Source organism: Paeniglutamicibacter sp. ORCA_105, assembly GCF_045798545.1.
Lineage (GTDB): Bacteria > Actinomycetota > Actinomycetes > Actinomycetales > Micrococcaceae > Paeniglutamicibacter > Paeniglutamicibacter sulfureus.
Genome location: NZ_JBIXLM010000020.1, coordinates 57,803 through 82,615, shown reverse-complemented (window position 1 = coordinate 82,615; position 24,813 = coordinate 57,803). Strand labels below are relative to the sequence as shown.

Here is a 24,813-nt window from a genome sequence, read left to right as displayed (position 1 = left end):
GCGGCACGGGCACAGGTCCCGGGAAGGGCACCTCCCCCGGCCGGTCCCGCCGCCTCTGGCCCGCGGTGGCGATTCGCACTAGGCTCGTGGCAACCGTCGGCCGAACGCTGGTGCGTTCATGATCGTTGAGGACCAGTCCCCGCCATGACCGAACTCCCCACCACGGGCACGCCCCGTCCACTTGCCGCCGGATTCGATTCCACACGCACCCTGGAGTTTCCGCCCGGATTCCGCTTCGGCTCCGCCACCGCGGCCTTCCAGATCGAGGGCGCCGCCCACGAGGAGGGCCGCGAGGATTCCATCTGGGATGCATTTTGCCGGGTGCCCGGCGCCGTCTTCGAGGGGCACGACGGTTCCGTTGCCGCGGACCACTACCACCGGATGCCGCAGGACGTGGCGCTCATGGCCGAGCTGGGCCTGGACACCTACAGGTTCTCCACCTCGTGGGCGCGGATCAAGCCCGGGGACCGGACCCTGAACCCCAAGGGGCTGGACTTCTACTCGCGCCTGGTCGATGAGCTGCTGGGCCGCGGGATCGCCCCGTGGCTCACGCTCTACCACTGGGACCTGCCGCAGGCGCTGCAGGAGCGCGGCGGCTGGGCCAACCGCGACACCGCCTACCGCTTTGCCGACTACGCGCTTGAGGTGTTCGAGCACCTGAAGGACCGAGTCACCGATTGGACCACGCTGAACGAGCCGTGGTGCTCGTCCTTCCTCTCCTATGCAGGCGGCGAGCACGCCCCCGGGCACACGAGCCCGGAAGAGGCGGTGGCAGCGGCTCACCATCTGCTGCTGGGGCACGGGCTGGCCACCGGCGCCATGCGGGAAGTGGCGGACAAGGACCACCGGCTGGGGATCACGCTGAACTTCACCGTGGCAGATCCGGCCGACCCGCAGGATCCGGCCGATGTCGATGCCGCACGGCGCATCGACGGCGCCTTCAACCGCATCTTCCTGGATCCGATCTTCCGCGGCCAATACCCACCGGATGTGCTCGAGGACATGGCCGGGGCAGGCCTGGAGCAGCACATCCACGGCAACGACCTGGAGGTCATCGCCGCTCCCATCGACGTGCTGGGCGTGAACTACTACAACGGCGAGCTGGTGGCCGGGCCCACGATGCCGACCGCACCCGATGAGTCACTGGTGTTCGCCTCGGATCGCGGCCTGCCCCGCCGCTCCCCGATGGTGGGCAGCGAACGGGTGGGGCGCGCCTCGCGGGACCTGCCACGCACGGCCATGGGCTGGGAGGTCCAACCCGAGGGACTGGAGCGCCTGCTGCTGCGCTTGCAGGAGCACTACACCGGCCCGGCCGGCATCCCCATGGTGATCACGGAGAACGGTGCCGCCTATGACGACGTCGCCGACGAATCGGGCTTTGTCGATGATTCCGGGGACCGGCTGGCCTTCATCGACGCGCACCTGCGCGCCACGCACCGGGCCATGGAGCAGGGCGCGGACGTGCGCGGGTATCTGGTGTGGTCGCTCATGGACAATTTCGAGTGGGCCTTCGGGTACGACAAGCGCTTCGGGATCGTGCGTGTGGACTACCCGACCCAGCGGCGCATCCCCAAGGCCTCGGCCAAGTGGTACGCGCAGGTTGCGGCCTCGCACCGCCTGCCGGCACGCCGGTAGCGGCGTGACCGCGGGTACGGGAGGGTCGGGGAGCTGCCCTAAACTTGAGCGGTGACTCTTTCCTTGTGGCTTTCGCTTCTTGGCGCCTCGACGCTGATCAGTTTCACCCCGGGCGCCGGGGCCATCAACACCATGACCAACTCGCTGAACTCCGGGTTCCGCCGTTCCATGTGGGGAATCCTGGGCCAGCAGGCGGCGCTGCTGGTCCACGTGGTCGTGGTCGCTGCCGGAGTCGGGCTGCTGGTCTCCCGTTCCCCGGCCGCCTTCACCGCCATCCGCTATGCCGGAGCCGCCTACCTGGTGTACCTGGGCGTGCGGCTGATCCTGGCCAAGCCGCAGGATGCGGCGGAGCTTGACGTCAAGGGCCGGGAATCGGCACTCTCGATGTTCAGGCGCGGGCTGTGGGTCAACCTGCTCAACCCCAAGGCCATCGTGTTCTTCCTGGCCTTCACACCGCAGTTCATTCGCCTCGATGCCCCCGCGCTGCCACAGTACCTGGTCTTCATCGGCACCATCGTGGCCGTGGACATCATGGTGATGTGGCTGTTCTTCGCCGCCTCGGCCAAGAGCTTCAGCCGCTTCACGGCCACCGAGCGTGGCCAGCGGATCCTGAATCTGGTCTTCGGCACGCTCTTCATCTTCGTCGCGGCCCTGCTGGTCTTCATCCACTGAGTCGCTGCAACCCCGCCCCATGCCCCTCGGAAGGCCCAGCCAAGGCCACAATCCGATAACCATCGCGGCGAACCGTGTTTGGTCCTGTCACGAGGTGCGTCAGGGCCCTAGACTAAAACCATGTTCCGGATAATCACAGTGTCCACGGGCAATATCTGCCGCTCCCCCATGGCCGAGTACATGATTCGCACCGCGCTTGGCGATGCGGGAATCGTCGACGTCTCGGTCGAGTCCGCCGGCACCAGCGACGGCGAGGCGGGGAACGCGATCGACCCGCGGGCCGCCGCCATCCTGCAGTCCCACGGCATCAACGCCGAAGAGCACGTGGCACGGGTGCTGGACCCCGCCATGATCACCGGTGCCGACTTGCTGCTGGCCATGGACCAGGACCACCTTGCGACGCTGGCGAAGATGCTGCCTGCCGAATCCTCGGCGCCCCGGCCCGACTTGCGCATGATGCGCTCCTTCGACACGACCCTGGCCTCGGCCCCGGTCGAAGGCCAGGGCATTTATGATCCGTGGTTTGGCGACTCGGCGGACTTCCGCCTGTGCTGGCAAATGGTCAACGCCGCCATCCCGGGCGTTCTCGACTACGTGCGCGCACACATCATGCCCCAACGTGGCAACTAGCCCCGTACTGGTCCTTGGCATCGATGGAAGATCGGGCGCGGGAAAGAGCACGCTTGCCGCGGAACTAGCCACCGCGCTGCGCCGCCACCGCGAGGTAGCACTCTTCCACCTCGAGGACATCTACCCCGGATGGGACGGCCTGGAAGCCGGCACCCACGCCTATGTCACCCAGGTCCTTGCACCCCTGTCGCGCGGCGAGGCCGCCGCCTGGAACAGCTGGGACTGGGCGGCAAGCACCCCCGGTCCGCGCACCACGCTCTCGCCCGCACCCGTCGTGATCATCGAGGGCGTGGGTGCCGGCTGTGCCGCTGCCCGCGAACTGCTCGATGCAGTGATCTGGGTCCAGGTTCCCGATGCCACGCGCAAGGTCAGGGCGCTGGAACGCGACGGTGAGGTCTTTGCCGCGCATTGGGACCATTGGGCAGCCCAGGAAGAGGCGTATCTCGCCGCCGATGCGGTCCCCGACCACGCCGATGTCACCGTGGAGAACCGGGCCGACGGAAGCGCCCCGGACCACGTGCTGCGCGCGCTGAAGGCCCTGCCCCGGTGTGCCCCGGCCCTCTCCCCCGAACGCACCGAGTCCGCTGCGCAAGCACCGTTGCACATCGCACTGCAGGGCGCGCCCGACGCAGCCGCACTCTTCGAAGCGCTCTACGCCGAAGCCGGGCACGCGGTCCTGCTCGAATCCAGCAACCTGCACTTCGCCGACCCGCGCCAACGTAACCGATACTCCATCATGGCCGCTGCCACCACCGACCAATGCGCTACCTACGAACACCGCGGCGCGGTGGGGATCCTGCGCGAGGGCACCGCCACGGCCAGGCTCGCGGGCGGCTTCTTCGACTGGCTCGCCGGCAGCTGGGATGCCGCCGGCTTCCTGCCGGCGCAAGGCGAGCTTCCCTTCGTTCCAGGCTGGCTGGGCTACCTGGGGTACGAGCTCAAGCGGGAAACCGGCGGAAGCGACATCCCGGTGGACCCGCAGGTACCCTCTCGACCGGCGGACGCCGCCATGATCAGGCCGTCCCAGGTCATCGTGGTTGACCACCACGCCTCCACGGTGCACCTGCTGGCCACGGCCGCGACTGACACGGAGGGCTTCTTCGGCCGCGTCCGGGAGCTGCTGCCACAGCTGCCGACCACGGCCGCCGTGCCCGCGCCCCTGGTCCCGGCACCCGCGTTCACCTCGCATGACGACCGCCCCGCCTACCTGGAGAAGGTCCGTGCCGCACAGGAACAGATCCGCCTGGGCAACAGCTACGAAATCTGCCTCACCACCTCGCTGCAGGCTCAGGAGGTGCCCTGCGACCCGTGGGAGAACTACCTGCGACTGCGTGCGGCAAACCCCGCGCCGTTCGCGCACTACCTGCGCTTTGGCGACATGGCGGCGGCCAGCACCTCCCCCGAGCGCTTCATGTCGATCGGCTCCGATGGCTGGATGCGCGCCGAACCCATCAAGGGCACCAGGCCGCGCGGTGACTCGCCCGAGGCCGACCTGGCACTGGTCCGCGAGCTGGAAAGCTCACCCAAGGACCGCGCCGAAAACATCATGATCGTGGACCTGTTGCGCAACGACCTCTCGCATTTCGCCGATCCCGCGACCCTCTCGGTGCCGCGACTGTGCGCCATCGAAAGCTACGCGAGCGTCCACCAGATGGTCTCGACCATCGACGCCAGGTTGCGTCCCGGGGCCCCGCGCGCCGAGGCCATTGCCGCGGCGTTCCCCGCCGGGTCCATGACCGGTGCGCCAAAGGTCTCCACCATGGAGATCCTGGATGTGCTCGAGGACGGCAGGGCCCGCGGGCTGTACTCCGGGGCCGTGGGGTATTTTTCCGCCACCGGCGCCGCCGACCTGTCGGTCGTCATCCGCACCCTGGTCATGGGCAGCGCCGCTACCCCCGGCACCTGGAACCTGTCCCTGGGCGTGGGCGGTGCCATCACCGCCGATTCGTCGCCGCAGGAGGAATGGGACGAAGTCAGGACCAAGGCCTTCGGCGTCCTCTCCGCGCTGGGCAGCGTGTTCCCGGGCCCCTGATCTCTCCGGCGGCGTCGGGCTTACTGCAGGGTGGCCGACAGCCGGGCCACGTTGTCGATCCACCGGTTCACCGGGGTGCGCCGGCTCCACGTCTCAAGGGTGAGCTCGGTCGAGTTGGCCCGGTAGATGTCCTGAACCTTCATCAGCTCCCCGACCAGGTCCGCGCCCAGGAGCATCAGGGTGATCTCAAGGTTCAGCGAGAAGGAACGCATGTCCATGTTGGAGGACCCCATGACCACCACGTCGTCGTCCACCGCCATGCACTTTGAATGCAGGACCGCGGGGGCCTTGTAGAGGTAGATCCGCACCCCCGCCCGCAGCAGGGCCTCGTAGTAGGACTGTTGGGCGTGCTGCACCAGGGCCTGGTCGCCCTTCTCGCAGACGAAGAGTTCCACCGCCACCCCGCGCTGGGCGGCGGTGGTGATGGCATAGAGCAGCGAATCGTCGGGAACGAAGTAGGGGCTGGTGATGGAGAGGCGCTCGGTGGCCGAATAGATCAGCGTGTTGAACAGCCGCAGGTTGTTTTCCGACTCGAAACCCGGTCCGCTGGGCACCACCTGCCCCAGGTCCTCCCCGGCGTTCGGCGCCTCGGTCATCGCCTCTTCCACCACCGCCAGGTCGTTGAGCAGGTCTTCGTCGGACTCCTGGGACCAGTCGGTCGCGAAGACCACGTCCAGGCTGGTCACCAGCGGGCCATGGATCTTGGCCATGAGTTCGACCCATTCCCGCCCGATCTTGTGCGCGCTGGTCCGCTTGTATCCGGGTTCAATGAGGTTTTGGCTGCCGGTGAAGGCCACGTGGCCGTCCACCACCACGATCTTGCGGTGGTTGCGCAAGTCCGGGCGCCGCCACCGGCGCTGGAAGGGCGCCAGCGGAAGCATCCGCCGCCACTTGATGCCCGCCTCGCTCATCCGCCGCACCAGGGAAAAGTAGCCCTTGACGCGCAACGAGCCCAGGTGGTCAAAGAGCACCCTCACCTTGACCCCGCGCGCCACCGCCCGTTCCAGGGCCTCGAGGAACGGGGCGACGTACTGCTCGTCGTCGCCGATGATGTAGAACTGCACGTGCACGTAGTGCCGGGCCTTGTCGATTTCCCGTCGCATCTCATCGAGGGATTCCTTGTAGCCGGTGATGAACTCCACCGCGTTGCCGGCCTGCAGCGGCAGCGCGCCCAGCCTCCGGTTCAGCTGTACCGCCGAGAGCACCCAGTCCGGGGCATCGGGCGCCGAGGTGTCCCCGCTCAGGTGCTGGGTGGCTTCGAGGATCGACGCGTTGACGCGGCGCTGGCGTTCGATGCGGCGCCGGGAGAGCTTGATGTTGGCAAAGAGCAGGTAGAGCAGCAGGCCCGCCACGGGCAGGAAGAAGATGGCCAGGAGCCACGCCATCGCGGTGGTGGGCCGGCGGTTGCCCGGAACGATGCCCACCATGGTGATGCGGATGGTCAGCTCGATGCCCACGGCGATCGACCACAGGGCTGCACCAATCTCCAGTGCGTCGTTGCCTGCGTCCATGGATCCCTCCTTGCCAGAGCCGGGTTGCCAGCCATACCCCAGACTACCGCCCGCACGGCGCACACCGGAGAACCACTTTCGCGGCGGTAATCTGGTAGCCATGACTGCACTTGTGTTCCTTGACAGCGATTTTCCCGCCGGCCGCGTCGCCGATGCCGCAACCGCACAGCTCTCGGTCCTCGACCAGGGCGTGACGCGCGGGGACGGGATCTTCGAATCCGCGTTGTACTCCCGCGGGGTCGTGCGCAAGCTCGACGCCCACCTGGCACGGATGCGCGTCTCGGCCTCGACCTGCGACCTGTTGATCCCGCACGAGGAGGACTGGCGCACGGCGATCAAGACCGCCGTGGCAGCATACGATGCCGAGTCCCCCAGCGAGGAAGCCGTCGTGAAGCTCGTGGCCACCCGCGGCACCGAGGGCACCGGCCACGGCACGTCCTGGGTCATGGTCTCCCCCGCCCCGGAGCTGGGACGCCGGCAGCGCGAGAGCGGGGTCTCGGTGATCTTCCTGGACCGCGGCTACGACTCGCGGGTTGCCGAGCGCGCCCCCTGGCTGCTGATGGGCGCCAAGACGCTGTCCTACGCGGTGAACATGGCAGCGTTGCGCCATGCCAGGAAGCTGGGCGCCGATGACGTCATCTTCGTTTCCAGCGACGGAATCGTCTTGGAGGGCCCGACGTCCACGGTGCTCATGGCGCACCGTGACGGGGACACCAAGCGGCTGATCACCCCGACCCTGGAAACCGGCATCCTTCCCGGCACGACCCAGGGCGCCATCTTTGCCGCCGCGCGGGAAGCCGGGTGGGAACTGGGCTACGGGCCGCTGACCCCGCAGGACCTGCTGGCTGCCGAAGCCCTCTGGCTGGTCTCCAGCGTGCGGCTGCTAACCCCGGTGAACTCCATCGACGGCACCGCCATTGCCCGCGACGCCCGGCTGCACGCCGAGCTCACCGCGATGGTCGACGCCATCGCCTAAGATTCGAGGCACAACCCCCATGCAAGAGCTGTTCCAGCTGGTGCCCGCCGCCTACGTGGTGCTGCGCCGCGGCAACCGGGTGCTGCTCCAGCTGCGCCAAAACACCGGTTTCATGGACGGGCACTGGGCCTGCGCCGCGGCCGGCCATGTCGAGGCGGGGGAATCGGTGGAAGCCGCCGCGGTGCGCGAGGCCGCCGAGGAAATGGGATTGCGGGTGGATCCGCGGGACCTGCTCCCGCTGGCCACCTTGCACCGCACCAACGGCGGGGATTCGCCGCGCGCCCAGCGCGTGGACTTCTTCTTTGCCGTGTCCCGCTGGGCCGGGGAACCGAGCATCATGGAGCCGGAGAAGTGCGGGGCCATTGCCTGGTTCGATCTGGACAAGCTGCCCGACCCCATGCCGGAGCATGAACGCTATGTGCTGCAAAACCTTGCGGCCGGCACGTTGCCGGCCATCGCCTCGCTGGGCTTCACCGGGTAGCCCGGAGCACCCAGGGAAACGAACGGGGCCTTGCCCGTGCCCATCGCAAGATGCACCCGGGCAGGGACCCGTCGTGTCGTTGGCCGGGCTAGCTCCAGACCAGGTTCCAGGTTCCCAGAGTGAGGGCAGCCCAGGTGGCCGCGGCACCCAGCAGCAGGCCGGCGGCGACGATGGCTGCATCCCGCCGCCCGTAGACAGAGGTCCGGAGCCAGGTCCGGGCATTGGTCCCGAAGCCCTTGGCTTCCATGGTCACCGCCAGCCGCGAGGCCCGGCGGATGGCCTGGACCAGCAGCCCGAAGACCTGTCCCAGGTTGGCGCGCAGCCGCTGCCCCGCCGAGCCCCGGCTGCCCACGCCGCGGGCGCGCCGGGCCATGCCCAGCGTGGTCCACTCCTCGATCAGCAACCCCAGCAGGCGCATGCCCGCCAGCGCCCCGAGCACGAAGCGGTGTGGAAGCCGCGCCTTCTGCGCCAGCGCGTTGGCCAGGTCCGTGGGGTCGGTGGTGAACAGCACCAGCACCGCCGGGATGGCGATCGCGAAGGCCCGCAGGCCCGTGGCGGCACCGGCAGCCAGCGAACCCTCGGTGATGTCGAAGATGCCCAGGTCAAGAAGCACCACGCCGGAATCGTTGCCCACCAGTGCGGTGCCCCATGCCCCGAAGAGCGCCGCGAGCAGCAGCGGCCAGCCGCGAGCCAGGAAGCGCGGGATCGACAGCCCCGCCAGCGGCAAGGCCAGGAAGGTCGCCACCACCACCAGGGCGCTGCTGACCCAGTCCATGGAGGCCACCAGCGGGATCGTCGCCAGCGCCACCGCGGCGAGCTTGGCCAGAGGGTTGGCCCTGCCCAGGAAGCTGGCCCCGCCGCGCGCATCGGCCTCCAGCAACCCGGGCCGGATCGCGACGCCGTGTTCGCCATACGTGGTCCCCGGGCTCTCGAGGACAAATTCCCCGGCCCCCAGGGCGCGGGCGAAATCCGCGTCGTGGGTCACGGCGATGATTGCCGTGCCGCGCTCCAGTTCCTCGCGCAGCAACAACGCCAGCTCCCGCCAGGTGTTGGCGTCCTGGCCGAAGGTCGGCTCGTCAAGGATCAGGATCCGCGGACCCGAAGCCAGAACAGTGGCCACCGAGAGACGTCGCTTCTCACCGCCCGAAAGCGTGAAGGGGTTCGCCTCGGCAAGATGCCCCAGCCGCAGCCGCAACAGCAGTGTTTCGACCCGTGCCTCGATCTCCCCGTCCGTGAACAGCGGATCCCGGGTGCCGGGCTTGACCGCGTGGGCAGGCCCGAAGGCCAATTCCTCGCGGACCGTGTTGGTGACGAATTGGTGCTCCGGTTCCTGGAACACCGAACCGATGCGCCCCACCAGTTCGGTGGCGCGCCAGTGGTAGGGGCGGGCCTCGGAGCCGGCAGCCAGCTCCCCGGTGGCCAGCACGGTGCCTGAGGCCTGTGGCAGCAAGCCCCCGAGCGTCAGGGCGAAGGTCGACTTGCCCGAGCCGTTGGCCCCGCGCACGCACCAGGCCTCACCGGCCGCGACGCGCAGGTCAAGCCCCCCGGCAGCGATTGATCCGCCGCGCTTCCGGGTGACCGCCAGGTCCGTGGCCTCGAGCAGCAGGGCGCCGCCATCGGTTCCGGCGGACCGCACGTCGATCGACGGGGTGTATCCGGGGACCCAAACCCCGGCGGAGATCAGTTCCTCGCGCACCTTCCCGGGCCCGAAGAGCTCGCCGGGGGTTCCGTCGTGGGCGATGCCGCCGCCCGGTTCCAGCACGATGACCCGGTCCATGTGCGGAGCCCAGGCCTCAAGGCGGTGTTCGACGATCAGCAGGGTTGCCCCGGTGGCATCCAGCGCCGCCAGCACCGCATCGCGGACCTCCAGAACGCCGTCCGGGTCGAGGTTCGCCGTCGGCTCGTCCAGGAGGACCAGTCCCGGGCCCATGGCCAGGATCCCGGCGAGGGCCAGGCGCTGTTTTTGTCCGCCGGAGAGTGCGGCGGTGGGGTGGTCCAGCGGGACATCGAGTCCCACGGCATCGAGGGCCTCGATGATGCGTTGGGCGATCTCTTCCGGCGGCACCGAAAGGTTTTCGGCGCCGAAAGCCGTGTCGTCCCCGACCCGGGCCTGGACGACCTGGGTTTCGGGGTCCTGTTGCATGAGCCCGACCAGGCCGCGGCCCTGGGCCGCCGGGGTTCCGTCCAGCAGCAGTTCGCCGGAGGAATAGGCCTCGTCGTCCTCGTGCAGGACCCCCGCCAGGGCATAGAGCAGCGTGGATTTGCCAGCGCCCGAGGGACCGGCCAGGAGCACGCGTTCCCCGGCGCGGATATCCAGGTCAAGGCCGCGGAGCGCCGGCTGGGCGCGGTCGGCATGCCGCCAACCCCAGTTGCGGGCGCTGACCGAGACGGCCGTGGCCAACCGGCTGCCGGTGTCCGGGGTGCCGGCTTCACGGTTCAGCATCGAAGGTGAGGTCATGATGGCTGCCGCGTCCTAGAGGATGGCTTCAGTGGCCGCCTTGCGGCTGGCCAGGGCGCCCAGGGCGCCGGTCTTGGCCAGGGCGCGGGTGGCCAGGAAGGAGAGCAGCCCGGCAATGACGATGCCCGAGATGGTCATGAACGCGATGTAGGAGAAGAGCATGCCGGTGGTGTATTCGGGGAACCAGCGGAAGATGAAGGTGTCGTTGACACTGCCGAAGAGCCCTGCCGCGCCTCCGGCCAGCAGTGCCACGGGAAGGTTGAACTTGCGGTAGCGGAACGCGGCGAACACCAGTTCAGCGCCCAGACCCTGGATCAGGCCGGAGGCCAGGACGGTCAGCCCGAATTCGGAGCCCATGAGTGCCGAGACCATGGCGGCGACGATTTCGCAGAAGAGTGCGGCACCGGGCTTGCGGATAATCAGCGCGCCGAGCACCGCAGGGAAGAGCCACATGCCCGAGACCAGGGAGGCGGAGGGCGGGAAGGCCAGGAAGAGGAAGTCAAGCAGGTGGTGGGTGCTGTTCCAGGCCCAGAAGATGACGCCCGAGGACACTGCGATGACTGCCGCGATAACGATGTCAACGACACGCCAGGACGAGGTTGCCGGCTTGTGCCCGGCGGGCTGGTTGGTGGTGCTCATGGTGGTGATCCTCCTTGGATACAAGGAGGGGAGGGAAAACGCGTTTTTGAACGCACCCCCTGAGAACTCGACTTCCTTCGCCGGTACTAGCCGGGGCAGGTTCGAGGGTCTGCGGCTATCCGCACTCTCAGCGCCTTGGTGCGAATTTCTTCGCACGACGCTCCCCTGTCGTGATTGTTTCAGTTCTTTGATGTTACCTCAGGCTATGCTGGGGCAGGTACCGTTGCCAGCAACATTTGGGAGTCCCCTTGAACAGCTTGATGAAACTCATCGGCCCAGCTATCTCGATCGCCGCCGGTTTCCTGGGTGGAAAAATCGTTGACAAAGCCTGGACCGGTTTCACCGGCCGGAAGCCGCCGAAGCATGGCAACGCGGAAGCGCAGGCCGAGGCCAGCCTGCGCCAGATCATTGGCTTCGCCGTCCTGTCGGCCACGACCGCGGCCCTGATCCAGGTGTTCACCGACCGCGGCACCCAACGGGCATTGGCCAGGTTCGCCAAAAAGGCCTGACGCAGTAAATGACTGAGGAGGGGGTCCACGATTTTTCGTGGACCCCCTCCTCAGTCATTTGCCGCCGAGCCGTCCCGGACGCCGGCCTGGAACCGGGCCTTCGCCAACCACCGGCGGGCCGAGGGCGCCCTAGTCGATGAAGTCGGTGCGGTCCCGGGGCTGGCCCTTGCCGTGGTCTTGTTCCTCGCGCTGGGCCGCGGCATCGACGACGGCGGCCAGTTCGTCGGCCACGAGTGTCTCGCGCTTGAGGTGCCGCGTCCGGTATCCGGCGCGTCCCACCATGTGCGCGGAGACCGGCGCGGTGAGCAACTGCAGCAACCAGGCCAGGACCAGCACCGGCAGCACCGCCCAGGAACGCAATTCCAGCCCGAGCGCAGCCAGCAGCAGGAACAAACCCAGCACCTGCGGCTTGGTAGCCGCGTGCAGGCGCGAGAGCAGGTCGGGGAAGCGCAGCATGCCGATTCCGGCGGCCAGGGACATCAGGCAGCCGACGATCATGAACGTCCCGGCAATGATGTCGATGATGGTGTCAAGCATCAGGCGTTTCTCCGATCCGTGACGAAGCGGGAAACGGTGACCGAACCCACGAACCCGACCAGGCACGCCAGCAGCACGAAGACCAGATTGTTGGTGTGCCGGTTGACTGTCATCTCCACGCAGAGTGCCGCGGAGATGATCAGCAGCAGGACGTCGGTGGCGATGACGCGTTCCAGGATGGACGGGCCCATTGCCAGCCTGACGATGGCCAGGCAGGCGGCAATCGAGAGCGTGATGCCGCAGATCCACAGGACGATGATCATGAGGGTGCTCCGTCTTCGTTGTTCGGGGCCGTTGTTTCGGCGTTCAGCGCGGCCAGTTCTTCCTTGGTGCCCATCATGCGGATCAGCCGTTCCTCGATCAGCAGGACGGCCGCCCTGGCCTTCTCCACGCCCGCCTGGTCGTTGACATTGAGCACGTGCAGGTACAGCGTGGAGGACCTGCGGTCCACCTCGACGACATAGGAGCCGGGCACCAGCGTCAGCACGTGGCCCACGCAGGTGGCCAGCAGGTCGGACTCGGTGCGCAGCGTGACGGTGATGACGGCGCTGGTGGTCCGCGGGCCGCGGAATATCGCCAGGAACATGACCTCGAAGCTGGCACGGGTGATGTCGCGCAGGAAGGCGAGGATGAAGACCACTGCACGCCAGATGTTGAAGCGTCCCGAGAGGATGATCGGCGGCAGGCGGAAGACCCGCACCAGCAGCAGCGAGATCAGCAGCCCGAAGACCAGGTTGCCGACGGCGAAGTCCTGCCAGAGCGCGCCCCACACCAGGGTCATGCCGATCAGCAGCGGGATTTCCTGGCGCAGCGTGGAGCGTTGGCGATGGCCGCTCTCGTCCTTGGCGTCGACCAGTCGTTGTTCCGGGCTCATCGTGCCTGCCCTTCTCCGGTGCCGAGGACGGCCTCGATGTAGTTGCCCTTGTCCAGCATTTCCATGGCCACCCTGTCGGTGAAGTCGAAGAGCGGCCCGGCAAACACCGTCAACGCCACGCCCACCAGCACCAGGGCAGCGGTCATGGCGACCATGCCGTTGGGCAGCAGGGCTGCGTTGCCGCGGTCGGAATAGCGGCTTGCCGGCTCGTCCGCGACGATGTCGTAGGTGGCGCCGCGCGCCGCGGAGACGCCCACCAGCAGCAGCGGGTCCGGGTCCGTGGCGTCCTCGGCATTGCGCCAGAAGGCCCTGTTCCAGATGCGGGCGACGGCCAGCAGGGTCAGCAGCGAGGTCAGCAGGGAGACTCCCACCAGCGCCCAGGCCATCGGGGTGCCCAGCTCGGCACCTCCCTGGACCAGCCCCAGCTTGCCCAGGAAGCCGGAGAACGGCGGGATGCCGCCGAGGTTCATGGCGGGGACAAAGAAGAGCAGGGCCAGCAGCGGGGAGAGCTTCGCGAGGGAACCGAGCCTGTCGATGTTCGAGGTTCCGGCGCGGCGCTCAATGAGCCCCGCCACCAGGAACAGCGAGGTCTGCACCACGATGTGGTGGGCCACGTAGTACACGGTGGCGCCGAGTCCCAGCTGGTTGCCCACGGCCACGCCGAAGATCAGGAAGCCGATGTGGCTGGTCAGCGTGAAGGAAAGCATTCGCTTGATGTCGGTCTGCGCCACGGCACCCAGGATTCCCACCAGCATGGTCAGGCCGGCCACGACCATCAGCGCGTCGGAGAGCTGGTTCCCGGGGAAGAGCAGGGTCTCGGTGCGGATGATGGCATACACGCCCACCTTGGTCAACAACCCGGCGAACACCGCGGTGACCGGTGCCGGGGCCGTGGGGTAGGAGTCGGGAAGCCAGAAGGACAGCGGGAAGACCGCGGCCTTGATCCCGAAGGCCACCAGCAGCATCACATGCAGCACCGTCTGGGTGCCCGGTGAGATCTCCGGCAGCTTTTGTGCCAAATCGGCCATGTTCACGGTGCCGACGGCCGCGTAGATCATGCCGATGGTGATCAGGAACAGCACCGAGGAGGTCACCGACACCACCACATAGGTGGTTCCGGCGCGGATGCGCGCGGTGGTGCCGCCGAGGGTCAGCAACACGTAGGAGGCGGTCAGCAGGATCTCGAAGCCCACATAAAGGTTGAACAGGTCCCCTGCGAGGAAGGCGTTTGACACGCCGGCCACCAGGATCAGGTAGGCAGGGTGGAAGATCGACACCGGCCCGTCCTCGTCCCCGTCGGCCATGCCCTGGCTGGTGGCGTAGAGCAGCACCGCGAGGGAGACGATGGTGGAGACCACCAGCATGAAGGCGGAGAACCCGTCGACGACCATGGAGATTCCGAAGGGCGGCGCCCAGCCGCCCAGGGTGACCGAGTAGGTCCCGCCGTTCCAGACCGTGGCCAGCATCCAGGTCTCAAGGATGAGGGTGAACACCAGGACGCCAATGGTCACCGCGCGCTGGGTGCGGCGCTTGCGGCGCAGGATGAAGGCCAGGGCCGCGCCGAAGATCGGCAGGGCCACGGCAAGCGGGGCAAAGGAAACGGCGCTCAGTGGTGCGTCGATCATGCGCCGGGCCCCTTGTCGGTGGTGGTGTCCGTTGGCACGGAGTCGTCCCCCTCGAATTCTGTGGTGTCTTCTGGCACCGGCGAGTCTTCCTCGAAGTCGAAGGTCGACTGCTGGGAGACGCGAAGGTCCTCGACGTCGTCGGCAACCACGTCGGCCCGGGAAATCACCCAGGAGCGGTAGATGATGCCCAGCATGAACGCGGTCACCGCAAAGGTGATCACGATGGCCGTGAGGATCAGCGCCTGCGGCAGCGGGTCGCTGTATTGTTCCGGGCCCAGCGCCGACTGGTACAGCGGCGCCTCGCCGCGGCGTCCGCCGGCGGAGAGGATCAACAGGTTCACCCCGTTGCCCAGCACCACGATGCCCAGCAGCACCCGCGTCAGCGAGCGTTCGAGCAGGAGGTAGATCCCGACGGCAAAAAGTACGCCCATCACTATGAGCAAGGTGATATTGGTGCTCAACGTCCCACTCCCGTCTCCGCGTCGGAAACCATGTCATGTGTGTCGGTGGGGCTGCGGCCCTCGGAACGGTCGTCGATTTCCGAGCCCAGGGAACGGAGCACGTCGATGACCAGCCCGACCACCACCAGGTAGACGCCGATGTCGAAGATCGTCGAGGTCACGAACTTCTGCTCCCCGAAGAGCGGCCAGGTGAATTCGATGGCGGCGGAGGTGAACATCTGGGCGCCGAAGAGCAGCGGTGCCGCCGCGGTGAGTGCCGCGAGCCCCAGCCCGGTGCCCATCAGCGTTCCCGGGCTCACCGGCGTGGCCTCGGCCAGTTCCACCCGGCCGCCGGCCAGGTAGCGGATGGCCAGGGCCAGGCCGGCCAGCAGGCCGCCGGCAAAGCCGCCGCCTGGGGTGTTGTGCCCGGCCAGCAGCAGGTACACCGAGGCCAGCAGGATGGTGTGGAAAACCAGCCTGGTGACCACCTCGAAGGTGATGGAGCGTCGCTCGGGGGCCAGCGTATGGCCTGCCACCAGCCAGGAGTCCTTCTTGGAGATCGCGAAGTTCCGCGCCACGGCAAGTCCCGCACGGCTCTGGTCACGTCCGCCGATGGCCTCAGAGCCGTGGTCCACCGAACCGTGGGGCACCGCGGAGACGCGCAGCCGTTTGTCTCCGCGACCGCGCACGAAGATCAGCGAGGCGACGCCGGTGGCGGCGGCAGCAAGCACGGTGATCTCGCCGAAGGTGTCCCAGGCACGCATGTCCACCAGGGTCACGTTCACGATGTTCTTGCCCGCCCCGCCGACGTAGGCCAGCTCCGGGTAGGCCAGCGAAATGGGGTCGGCCACGCGCGAGGCCATGGAGGTGGCGGCGATGTAGATCATCGACGCACCGAAGCCGATGCCGATCAGCGCGCGGCCCAGCCGATGGCCGGTGGGGTTCTTGGCCCACAGTTCCACCGGCAGGGCACGCAGTGCCAGCACGAAGGCCACCAACACGATGGTTTCCACCAGCAGCTGGGTGATGGCCAGGTCTGGCGCTCCCTGTAGCGCGAAGATCGCCGCCATGCCGTAGCCGCTGACCGACACCATCAGCACGGCCAGGAAGCGCCGGTTGGCCTGAACTGCCCCGATGGCGCCGACAATCATGATCAGGCCGATAACCATCTGGGCGGGGTGGTCAAAGGCGATGAAGTTCCCCGGGTCCGGGGTGCTGAGCATGATGGCGACCGAACTTGGCAGCAGCAGCGCCACCAACAGGATCACCACGAGGTAGAAGGACAGGGAACCACGCTGGGTGCGGCCGGTGAGCCAGATGGCCAGGTTGTCCACGCCGCCGACGGTGTATTTGTAATCGCGTTCGGCATCGAACACCGCGGGGACCTTGGCCTGGAAGGCAAAGACCTTTTCACGCGCCAGGAAGAGCAATGCACCGACCACCATGGTCAGGGCCGTGAGTCCCAGCACCGGGGTGAAACCGTGCCAGAGTGCCAGGTGGATGGGGGCCTGGGCGGGCTCGAACAACCCGATGTACGGGGCAATGGCGCCCTCAAGGACCTGCGGGATCCAGGCGAATGCGACGGTCGCGGCGGTCAGGACGAGCAACGGCGTCAGGAACAACAGCGGCACCTTGGGGAAGGCGGTCGGTGCCATGCCTGGCTTCGCTGCAAATCCGCCCCAGAGGAAACGGGCCGCATAGGCGAAGGTCATCATTGACCCGGCCACCACGCCGATGAACAGCACAATGCCGGTTGTGCCATGGCCCTGGGCGTATTCCAGGAGGGACTCGTAGACGGCTTCCTTGGCCACGAAGCCGTAGAGCGGCGGGAACCCGGCCATGGAGGCCGAGGCAATAGCCGCGACCGTAAAGAGCAACGGCGAGGACTTGTAGAGCCCGGAAAGCTGGTGGACATCGCGCGTCCCGGATTTGTGGTCGATGATGCCCACGATCAGGAAGAGCGTGGCCTTGAAGAATCCGTGGGCCAGCATCATGGCCAGGCCCGCCAGCGCCGCGTTGGGGGTGCCTACGCCCATGATCAGGATCAGGAAGCCCAGCTGTGAGACGGTGCCGTAGGCCAGCAGCAGTTTGAGGTCGTGTTGCTTCAGCGCGCGCCAGCCGCCGATGAGCATGGTGGCAAGGCCGAGCCACAGCAGCATCGGTTGCCAAAAGGCGGTTTCACTGAAGCCGGGCGCCAACCGCGCGACCAGGTAAATGCCGGCCTTGACCATGGCTGCGGCGTGGAGGTACGCGGAGACCGGCGTCGGTGCGGCCATCGCACCGGGCAGCCAGAAGTGGAAGGGAACCAACGCGGACTTCGAGACGGCCCCGATCAGCACCAGGGCAATGGCCACGTCGATGTAGGTGCCCAGGGCGGTGAGGTCCGGTGCCATGGCCAGGATCTCGGAGATGCGATAGGTTCCGGCGGCATTGCCGAGCATGATCAGCCCGGCCAGCATGGTCAGGCCGCCAAAGGTCGTGACCATCAGCGCAGTGAGGGCCGAGCGTCGGGCGCTCATGCGGGTGCGGTTGAAGCCGATCAACAGGAACGACAGGATCGTGGTCAATTCCCAGAAGACGAACAGCAGAAGCAAGTCGTCGGCGGTCACCAGGCCGAACATTGAGGCAGCGAAGGCGAGCAGTTGGGCACCGAAGGCGGCTGTGTGCGGATCCTCGTTCTTGAAATAGCGTGCGCAATAGAACAGCACCAGGGCACCGACTCCCAGCACCAGAAGGCACATCACCGCGGCAAGGGCATCCATCCGGAAATCAAGATGGGCGTTCAGCGGACCGATCCAGCTATAGAGCTCGGACGGCGGTGCATTGGGGCCGCCGCTGGCGACGGCCTGTTCGGACTGGGTGAATGCCGAGAAATTCGCCAGCAGCCAGACGAAGGCCAGCGCCGGGACCGCGGCCAGGACATAGAACGTTGACCGGCCCAGATATCGAAAAATCAAAGGTGCAATTCCCGCAACGACAAAAAGCGCAATCAGGACAAGGAGCACACGTATCTCCTATGGTCGGCGGGCCAGTACACTGGCGGCGAAACGGTCAAAAAGGCTCCTTCATCCTAACAGCCGTCATGCCCTTGCCCGGCGATTTGACTCGTGATTCAGCTGATGAAATCTTGCGGAATAATACGTCATTTCAGATTGTTAAAGATCCGTCGCACAATGATTCATTTCGCGGCACGCCACGATGCATTTATCCGAGGCATCCCCGTTGTTGGTTCGATGCGGCTACGATGCACCCATGAGCGAGTTTCCCGCGGCACCGTCGGCCTCGACCGATCGGCAACGTATTATCACCAAACCCGTCGTGGCGTGGGCTTCGTGGGATTGGGGTTCCGCGGCCATCAACGCGGTGATGACCACTTTCGTGTTCACCGTCTACCTGACCAGTGACCTATTCGGAGACACGGATGCCAACTCGGTGGTCCTGGGCAACGGACTGGCCATCGCCGGCGTGGCGATCGCACTGCTGGCCCCGGTGACGGGATTGCGCTCGGATGCCGGCGGACGCCGCCGTTTCTGGCTCGGAGTGAACACGATAATCGTCGCGGTGCTCACCGCGGCCTGCTTCTTCATTTTCCCCGAACCGCGCTTCCTGGTCCTCGGAGTGACGCTCATCGCGATGGCTTCGGTGTTTGCCGAGTTCGCCACGGTGAACTACAACGCGATGCTGCCGCAGATTTCCACCCCCGCCACCATCGGCAAGGTCTCGGGCTTCGGCTGGGGCATGGGCTACCTCGGCGGCATCCTGGCGCTGGCCATTGTCTTGTTCACTCTGGTGACCCCGATCTTCCCATGGGCCGGTGCCTCCGAAACCGATGCCCTGAACCTGCGCCTGGTCGCAGTGTTCTCCGCGGTGTGGTTCCTGGGCTTCGGCCTGCCGGTGCTCTTCGCGGTGCCGGAGATCCCGGGGGAATCCGGCGGGCCGCGCTTCACCGTCCTGCAGTCCTACGCCGAGCTGCGGCGACGGGTCGTTGCCTTGGCCCGCAAGGACCGGCACACCGTCTTCTTCCTGCTCGCCAGCGCGGTCTTCCGTGACGGGTTGGCGGCCGTGTTCACCTTCGGCGGCATCATCGCCGCCGGAACCTTCGGGTTCCCGCTGCAGCAGGTGATCATCTTCGCCATCGTCGGCAACGTCGTCGCTGCCTTCGGCGCCATGGTGGGCGGGGTGCTCGATGACAAGATCGGACCAAAGCGCGTGATCATCGCCTCGCTCATCGGGTTGCTCGTGGCGGGTCTGGGTGTCTTCCTCTCCCCCGGGGCCTCCGGGTTCTGGGTCTTCGGTCTGCTGCTCTGCCTGTTCGTCGGGCCTGCCCAGTCCTCCAGTCGCGCGTTCCTGGCCCGGCTGGCCCCCGCGGGGCAGGAGGGCGAGCTCTTTGGCCTCTATGCCACCACCGGCCGCGCGGTCAGCTTCCTGGCCCCGGCATTGTTTGCCGCGTCGATTGCGCTGGCGGCCCCCCACGTTGCCGAGGCCCAGCGCTATGGCATCCTGGGCATCCTGGTCGTGCTCCTGTTGGGGCTGCTCCTGCTGATCCCGGTGCGGGCCCCGGACCACGGGCCGGTCCCCCTGGACCGTGGCCCCTGAGCGGCGTTGATGGTTGTATGGGAGCCATGAGCACCCAAACACCAGTGACAGTGACAGTGACCGGCGCCGGAGGGCAGATCGGGTACGCGTTGCTCTTTCGCATCGCCTCGGGTGCCATGTTCGGGCAGGAGGTTCCGGTCAGGCTGCGGTTGCTGGAAATCCCGGCCGGCCTGAAATCTGCGGAGGGCACCGCCCTGGAGTTGCAGGATTGCGCCTTCACCACCTTGGACTCGGTCGAGGTCACCGACAATGCCGCCCGCGCCTTCGCCGGCACCAATGTTGCGCTGCTGGTCGGTGCCCGGCCCCGCGGCCCGGGCATGGAACGCGGGGACCTGCTCTCGGCCAATGGCGCCATCTTCGGCCCCCAGGGGGCGGCAATCAACACCGGCGCCGCCGACGACGTGAAAGTCCTGGTGGTGGGCAATCCAGCGAACACCAACGCGTTGATTGCCGCCGCCCATGCGCCTGATGTCCCACCCGAACGCTTCACCGCGATGACCCGCCTGGACCACAACCGTGCGCTGGCCCAGCTGGCCGGCACCCTGGAGGTTGGGGTGGGTTCGATAAGGAATGTCATCATCTGGGGCAACCATTCGGCATCCCAGGTTCCCGATGTCTCCCACGGCGTCCTCGTCGTGGAGGACGGCACCCAACGCCCGTTGCCCGATGCCCTCGCCGAGGCCCTTGGCGGTGCCGGCAAGGTGGCCCCATGGCTCAATGAAACCTTCATTCCCCGGGTGGCCGGGCGCGGGGCGGAGATCATCGACGTGAGGGGTTCCTCCTCGGCGGCCTCCGCAGCGGCGGCGGCCATCGACCACGTCCGCGACTGGGTGCAGGGTACCGACGGTTCCTGGACATCGGCGGCCATCCGCTCCGACGGCTCCTACGGCGTCCCGAAGGGGCTGGTCAGTTCCTTCCCGGCACATGCCCGCGACGGCGCCTGGGAGATCCAGCAGGGACTTTCGATGGCCGCGGACGTGCGCGCCCGCATCGACAGGTCGGTCAAGGAGCTCGAAGAGGAACGCGACATGGTCAGGTCCCTGGGACTGGTCTAACGGGGGCTGCCCGCGAAAGGAAATGGCCAGTGGAGCAAAGAGCGGTCTTGCAGATCGACGGGTTGGAGGTCGCGGTGCGCGATGCCGTCAGGGAGGACCTTCCAGCACTTTTGGCCTTGTTGGCCGACGATCCCCTGGGAGCGACACGTGATTCGTCCCCAGACTCCGATTCGGCGCCTTATCTGGCAGCCTTTGCGGCAATCGACAGCGATCCGGCGCACCGACTACTGGTGTGCGAGAGCGACGGGCAGGTTCTCGCCATGTTGCAGCTGTCCTTTATCCCGGGGCTTTCGCGCCGCGGGGCTTGGCGCGCCCAGATCGAGGCTGTTCGCACCCACGCAGACTTCCGTGGCCGCGGCTTGGGCAGGAGTTTTTTGACGTGGGCCATCGAGCACGCGCGCAACCGTGGCTGCGCCCTGGTCCAGTTGACCACCGACAAGAGCCGCGCGGATGCCCACCGCTTCTACGAGGGCCTGGGCTTCATCGCCAGCCACGAGGGCATGAAGCTGGTTTTCTAGGAAAATTTCCCACCCGGCCCCGGGGCCCGCACGCGTATTGGCCAGTTGCCTGGCTACCTAGTTTTCCAGGGTGGTCCTGTGGAAGTTCAAGTGGCTGCGCGACGCCGTGGGGCCGCGCTGGCCCTGGTAGCGGTTCCCGTAGGCTCCGGAACCGTACGGGTGCTCGGCCGGAGAGGAGAGCTTGAAGAAGCACAACTGCCCGATCTTCGAGCCCGGCCACAGCTTGATGGGCAGGGTCGCCATGTTCGACAGTTCCAAGGTCACGTGCCCGGAGAATCCGGGGTCAATGAAACCGGCGGTGGAGTGGGTCAGCAATCCAAGTCGTCCCAGTGAGCTTTTGCCTTCAAGCCGGGCGGCAATGTCGGTGGGCAGGGTGACCGCTTCATAGGTGGACCCCAGGACGAATTCGCCCGGGTGCAGGATGAACGGCTCATCCGGCTCGACTTCCACCAGTCGGGTCAGCTCGGGCTGGTCCGTGGCCGGGTCGATGTGGGCGTACTTGTGGTTGTCGAAGAGACGGAAGAACCGGTCGATCCTCACGTCCACGCTTGCCGGCTGGATCATCGCCGGGTCGAAGGGGTCCAGCTTTATACGTTCGGACGCCAGCTCGCGTCGAATATCACCATCAGAAATCAGCACAGTACCCAAAATATCCCATTTGGCCCGTGGTTCCGGCATCGAAGACGTGGGCGGATTGTCGGCGGCAGGGTGGCCGTGCCCCCGCAGGGCGAATCAGTGCCCGTCAGACATGGGCAGAACCACGGGGTCTGCAGTTATCCTGAAAGGGCTCCATCCAGATTTTTTCCCCGAAGGGACATCGTGTCTTTGTTTCGTGGCGGCATCCCCGCCATCTTGTTAGGCGTCAGCCTGGTGCTGGCGGCCCCGCTCGCTGCACAGGCTGCACCCGCGGGACCCGCAGCTGCAACCGTGCGTGCCGAAAAGCCACGTAAGGCACCGACCACCGACGAACTGACGAAGGACCAAGGCTCGTACCTGGCGCTGGTAAGCCGGGACCACCCCCTGGATCCGGCGAACTACAAGCCCAAGGACCTGCGCACGATTTCCGGGACCGGACTGGAACTGCGCAAGGATGCGGCCACCGCACTCGAAAGCCTGCTCAAGGCCGCACGCAAGGATTCACAGTCGCTGAGCGTGCTCAGCGCCTACCGTTCCTACGACCGTCAACTTGCGCTGTTCAATGGATACAAGGCTCGCTACGGGACAGACTATGCCACGCGGATCTCGGCACCTGCCGGCACCAGCGAGCACCAGATCGGGCTCGCGGCGGACATCGGCATGAGCAGCGGCCGGTGCGATCTCAAGGCCTGCTTCGGGGACACGGGCGGCGGAAAATGGCTAGCCGCCAACGCCGCTGACTTTGGATTCATCATTCGCTACCCGGCCGAAGGTGAAAAGGTGACCGGCTACAAGTACGAGCCATGGCATCTTCGTTTTATCGGCGTGGACCAGGCAAAGGCCATGGAAAAGTCCAAGACCGTCACCTTTGAACAATTCCATGCGGCTCTGCTGAAGGCTTCGAAGGTCAAGACGCCCACCGCGGCCGAGATCAAGAAGCAGCGTGAGGCACTGCTGATCCTCCGATTCCTTCCGCCCTACCGCGACTGGTCGATCGGCTACGACTTCGCCCGGTAACGAATAGGCGCGGCACATCAGCTGCCGCGCCGCGCCAGAAGATTTTGGCGAGCCGCCGTTGGGCTGACGCCCCCACACACTGCGAACCAAAAAGGCATCGGTAGTCCGGGTTTAAACCCGAACCACCGATGCCTTTTGGGATCTTCCTGCCGCGGCCTACTTGGTGCGGATCGGAAGGCCCGTGAAGGTCGGCTTCGAGGTTTCGGAGAAGAAGTCGTTGCCCTTGTCATCGACGACGATGAACGCCGGGAAGTCCTCGACCTCGATCTTCCAGATGGCCTCCATGCCGAGCTCCTCGTATTCGAGCACCTCGACCTTCTTGATGCAGTCCAGGGCCAGGCGGGCGGCCGGGCCGCCGATGGATCCCAGGTAGAAACCGCCGTGGGTGTTGCACGCATCGGTGACCTGCTTGGAGCGGTTGCCCTTGGCAAGCATCACCATGGAGCCGCCGGCTGCCTGGAACTGCTCGACGTAGGAGTCCATGCGTCCGGCGGTGGTCGGGCCGAAGGAACCCGAGGCCATGCCTTCCGGGGTCTTGGCCGGGCCCGCGTAGTACACCGGGTGGTCCTTGAGATACTGCGGCATTTCCTCGCCGGCGTCCAGCAGGTCCTTGATCTTGGCGTGCGCGATGTCGCGGGCCACCACCAGCGGGCCGGAGAGCGAGAGGCGGGTCTTCACCGGGTGCTTGGTCAGCTCGGCCAGGATCTCATCCATTGGCTTGTTCAAATCGATTTTCACCACGGAGGAACCGCCGGTGCCGGAGACACCGCTGGTTTCATCGTCGTGTGCTGCGATCGCCGGGTGGTCGGACTCGGGCATGAAGCGCGCCGGGTCGGTTTCCAGCTGTTCCACGAAGACGCCCTCGGGGGTGATCTTCGCAAGCATCTGGCGGTCGGCCGAGCAGGAGACGGCGATGGCCACCGGCAGCGAGGCGCCGTGGCGCGGCAGGCGCACCACGCGCACGTCGTGGCAGAAGTACTTGCCGCCGAACTGGGCGCCGATGCCGAAGTTGCGGGTCAGTTCAAGGACCTGCTCCTCCAGCTCGGTGTCGCGGAAGCCGCGGCCGGTCATCGCACCGGTGGTCGGCAGGTTGTCCAGGTACTTGGCCGAACCGTATTTGGCGGTCTTCAGCGCGAATTCGGCGCTGGTGCCGCCGATGACGATGGAGAGGTGGTACGGCGGGCAGGCGGCGGTGCCCAACGAGCGGAGCTTCTCATCGAGGAACTTCAACATCGCGTTCGGGTTCAGGATGGCCTTGGTTTCCTGGTAGAGGAAGGACTTGTTGGCCGATCCGCCGCCCTTGGCCATGAACAGGAACTTGTACTGGTTCTCGTGGCCCGGCTCGGTGTCCGCGTACAGTTCGATCTGCGCGGGCAGGTTGTTGCCCGTGGACTTCTCTTCCCACGTGGTCAGCGGGGCCAACTGCGAGTAGCGCAGGTTCAGCGTGGTGTACGCGTCGTAGATGCCCTTGGACAGGTCCTTCTCGTCCGGGCCCTGGGTCAGCACCTGCGAACCGCGCTTGCCCATGACGATCGCGGTTCCGGTGTCCTGGCACATGGGCAGGACACCGCCGGCGGCGATGTTGGCGTTCTTGAGCAGGTCAAGGGCGACGAACTTGTCGTTGGGGCTGGCGTCCTCGTCGTCGAGGATGTTGCGCAGCTGCTGCAGGTGCGCCGGGCGCAGGTAGTGGGAGATGTCGTGCAGCGCGGTGGTGGCCAGCTGCTGCAGGGCCTCGGGGTCGACCTCGAGATACGTTCGGCCGCCCGGACCCTCGATGGTGCGGACACCATCGGTGGAAATCTGGCGGTAGGTGGTCTCGTCCGCCCCAATGGGCAGGAGGTCTTCGTACTGGAATTCGGGCATGAGGCTTCCTCGCAAAAGATTCAAAACGTTTCCCACCAGTTTAGGACGGTTGGGCGAACAACCAGACATCGGGTTGCGCCGACGGGCGCAATGTAGACATGCTTGGGGG

At 66.6% G+C, this 24,813-nt stretch carries 22 protein-coding genes and 1 riboswitch; of the genes, 11 read left to right on the top strand and 11 right to left on the bottom strand.

Annotated features, from left to right (window positions below; all coding sequences use genetic code 11):
- Window positions 1–144: 144 nt before the first annotated feature.
- From ACIPUB_RS11660 to ACIPUB_RS11645, 4 genes are all read left to right on the top strand, one after another.
- The gene (locus ACIPUB_RS11660) at window positions 145–1,635 is read left to right on the top strand and encodes a glycoside hydrolase family 1 protein (RefSeq protein WP_407607518.1); all 1,491 of its coding nucleotides are present in this window, start codon (window positions 145–147) and stop codon (window positions 1,633–1,635) included.
- A gap of 51 nt (window positions 1,636–1,686) precedes the next feature.
- The gene (locus ACIPUB_RS11655; RefSeq protein WP_407607517.1) at window positions 1,687–2,307 is read left to right on the top strand and encodes a LysE family transporter; all 621 of its coding nucleotides are present in this window, start codon (window positions 1,687–1,689) and stop codon (window positions 2,305–2,307) included.
- A 120-nt stretch (window positions 2,308–2,427) separates the two neighbouring features.
- Complete coding sequence (locus tag ACIPUB_RS11650) at window positions 2,428–2,937, top strand: low molecular weight protein-tyrosine-phosphatase (RefSeq protein ID WP_407607516.1); 510 nt, start codon at window positions 2,428–2,430, stop codon at window positions 2,935–2,937.
- Window positions 2,927–4,969, top strand: coding sequence for a chorismate-binding protein (locus tag ACIPUB_RS11645; RefSeq protein ID WP_407607515.1), 2,043 nt, complete (start codon window positions 2,927–2,929; stop codon window positions 4,967–4,969). The genes ACIPUB_RS11650 and ACIPUB_RS11645 overlap by 11 nt, the downstream gene beginning before the upstream one ends.
- A gap of 20 nt (window positions 4,970–4,989) precedes the next feature.
- Here ACIPUB_RS11645 and cls read toward each other — a convergent pair whose 3' ends face one another.
- Complete coding sequence (gene cls, locus ACIPUB_RS11640) at window positions 4,990–6,480, bottom strand: cardiolipin synthase (RefSeq protein ID WP_407607514.1); 1,491 nt, start codon at window positions 6,478–6,480, stop codon at window positions 4,990–4,992.
- A 100-nt stretch (window positions 6,481–6,580) separates the two neighbouring features.
- On the opposite strand from cls, the gene ACIPUB_RS11635 reads away from it, so the two are divergent.
- Window positions 6,581–7,456: an aminodeoxychorismate lyase gene (locus ACIPUB_RS11635; protein WP_407607513.1), complete on the top strand. Its 876-nt coding sequence runs from the start codon at window positions 6,581–6,583 to the stop codon at window positions 7,454–7,456.
- A 19-nt stretch (window positions 7,457–7,475) separates the two neighbouring features.
- Window positions 7,476–7,937, top strand: a complete 462-nt coding sequence (locus tag ACIPUB_RS11630; protein ID WP_407607512.1) for an NUDIX domain-containing protein — start codon at window positions 7,476–7,478, stop codon at window positions 7,935–7,937.
- A gap of 88 nt (window positions 7,938–8,025) precedes the next feature.
- On the opposite strand, the gene ACIPUB_RS11625 is transcribed toward ACIPUB_RS11630, so the two are convergent.
- Together ACIPUB_RS11625 and ACIPUB_RS11620 are read right to left on the bottom strand one after the other, a co-directional pair.
- Complete coding sequence (locus ACIPUB_RS11625) at window positions 8,026–10,395, bottom strand: ATP-binding cassette domain-containing protein (protein ID WP_407607511.1); 2,370 nt, start codon at window positions 10,393–10,395, stop codon at window positions 8,026–8,028.
- Between the two features lie 15 nt (window positions 10,396–10,410).
- A complete protein-coding gene (locus tag ACIPUB_RS11620; protein WP_407607510.1) occupies window positions 10,411–11,034 on the bottom strand; it encodes an ECF transporter S component in 624 nt (207 codons plus the stop codon).
- 55 nt (window positions 11,035–11,089) lie between these two features.
- Window positions 11,090–11,211, bottom strand: a riboswitch (TPP riboswitch).
- Window positions 11,212–11,282: 71 nt separating this feature from the next.
- On the opposite strand from ACIPUB_RS11620, the gene ACIPUB_RS11615 reads away from it, so the two are divergent.
- Window positions 11,283–11,543 (top strand): DUF4235 domain-containing protein, encoded by a 261-nt coding sequence (locus ACIPUB_RS11615; RefSeq protein WP_264269959.1) that lies wholly within the window; start codon window positions 11,283–11,285, stop codon window positions 11,541–11,543.
- Between the two features lie 129 nt (window positions 11,544–11,672).
- Here the strand turns inward: ACIPUB_RS11615 and mnhG are convergent, their stop codons facing one another.
- Genes mnhG through ACIPUB_RS11585 form a run of 6 tightly spaced genes read right to left on the bottom strand, consistent with a single transcriptional unit; the run spans window position 11,673 to window position 18,024 of the window.
- Window positions 11,673–12,080, bottom strand: a complete 408-nt coding sequence (gene mnhG / locus ACIPUB_RS11610; RefSeq protein WP_407607509.1) for a monovalent cation/H(+) antiporter subunit G — start codon at window positions 12,078–12,080, stop codon at window positions 11,673–11,675.
- The gene (locus ACIPUB_RS11605; protein WP_264269961.1) at window positions 12,080–12,343 is read right to left on the bottom strand and encodes a monovalent cation/H+ antiporter complex subunit F; all 264 of its coding nucleotides are present in this window, start codon (window positions 12,341–12,343) and stop codon (window positions 12,080–12,082) included. Before ACIPUB_RS11605 ends, mnhG begins: the two co-directional genes overlap by 1 nt.
- The gene (locus ACIPUB_RS11600) at window positions 12,340–12,954 is read right to left on the bottom strand and encodes a Na+/H+ antiporter subunit E (RefSeq protein ID WP_407607508.1); all 615 of its coding nucleotides are present in this window, start codon (window positions 12,952–12,954) and stop codon (window positions 12,340–12,342) included. Before ACIPUB_RS11600 ends, ACIPUB_RS11605 begins: the two co-directional genes overlap by 4 nt.
- Window positions 12,951–14,579, bottom strand: coding sequence for a Na+/H+ antiporter subunit D (locus ACIPUB_RS11595; protein WP_407607507.1), 1,629 nt, complete (start codon window positions 14,577–14,579; stop codon window positions 12,951–12,953). Before ACIPUB_RS11595 ends, ACIPUB_RS11600 begins: the two co-directional genes overlap by 4 nt.
- A complete protein-coding gene (locus ACIPUB_RS11590) occupies window positions 14,576–15,040 on the bottom strand; it encodes a Na(+)/H(+) antiporter subunit C (RefSeq protein WP_407607506.1) in 465 nt (154 codons plus the stop codon). Before ACIPUB_RS11590 ends, ACIPUB_RS11595 begins: the two co-directional genes overlap by 4 nt.
- A complete protein-coding gene (locus ACIPUB_RS11585; RefSeq protein ID WP_407607505.1) occupies window positions 15,037–18,024 on the bottom strand; it encodes a Na+/H+ antiporter subunit A in 2,988 nt (995 codons plus the stop codon). Before ACIPUB_RS11585 ends, ACIPUB_RS11590 begins: the two co-directional genes overlap by 4 nt.
- A 247-nt stretch (window positions 18,025–18,271) precedes the next feature.
- On the opposite strand from ACIPUB_RS11585, the gene ACIPUB_RS11580 reads away from it, so the two are divergent.
- From ACIPUB_RS11580 to ACIPUB_RS11570, 3 genes are read left to right on the top strand one after another with little or no spacing between them, the layout of a single operon-like run.
- Window positions 18,272–19,615, top strand: coding sequence for an MFS transporter (locus ACIPUB_RS11580; protein WP_407607504.1), 1,344 nt, complete (start codon window positions 18,272–18,274; stop codon window positions 19,613–19,615).
- Between the two features lie 26 nt (window positions 19,616–19,641).
- Complete coding sequence (locus ACIPUB_RS11575) at window positions 19,642–20,670, top strand: malate dehydrogenase (RefSeq protein ID WP_407607503.1); 1,029 nt, start codon at window positions 19,642–19,644, stop codon at window positions 20,668–20,670.
- A gap of 29 nt (window positions 20,671–20,699) precedes the next feature.
- Window positions 20,700–21,188 carry a GNAT family N-acetyltransferase gene (locus ACIPUB_RS11570; RefSeq protein WP_407607502.1) on the top strand — a complete coding sequence of 163 codons (489 nt, stop codon included), beginning with the start codon at window positions 20,700–20,702 and terminating at the stop codon, window positions 21,186–21,188.
- 57 nt (window positions 21,189–21,245) lie between these two features.
- On the opposite strand, the gene dcd is transcribed toward ACIPUB_RS11570, so the two are convergent.
- Window positions 21,246–21,827 carry a dCTP deaminase gene (gene dcd / locus ACIPUB_RS11565; RefSeq protein ID WP_407607501.1) on the bottom strand — a complete coding sequence of 194 codons (582 nt, stop codon included), beginning with the start codon at window positions 21,825–21,827 and terminating at the stop codon, window positions 21,246–21,248.
- 180 nt (window positions 21,828–22,007) lie between these two features.
- Between dcd and ACIPUB_RS11560 the strand changes: the two genes are divergently transcribed.
- A complete protein-coding gene (locus ACIPUB_RS11560) occupies window positions 22,008–22,841 on the top strand; it encodes a D-alanyl-D-alanine carboxypeptidase family protein (protein WP_407607500.1) in 834 nt (277 codons plus the stop codon).
- A gap of 156 nt (window positions 22,842–22,997) precedes the next feature.
- Here the strand turns inward: ACIPUB_RS11560 and ACIPUB_RS11555 are convergent, their stop codons facing one another.
- Window positions 22,998–24,704, bottom strand: coding sequence for a fumarate hydratase (locus ACIPUB_RS11555; RefSeq protein ID WP_407607499.1), 1,707 nt, complete (start codon window positions 24,702–24,704; stop codon window positions 22,998–23,000).
- Window positions 24,705–24,813: the final 109 nt, after the last annotated feature.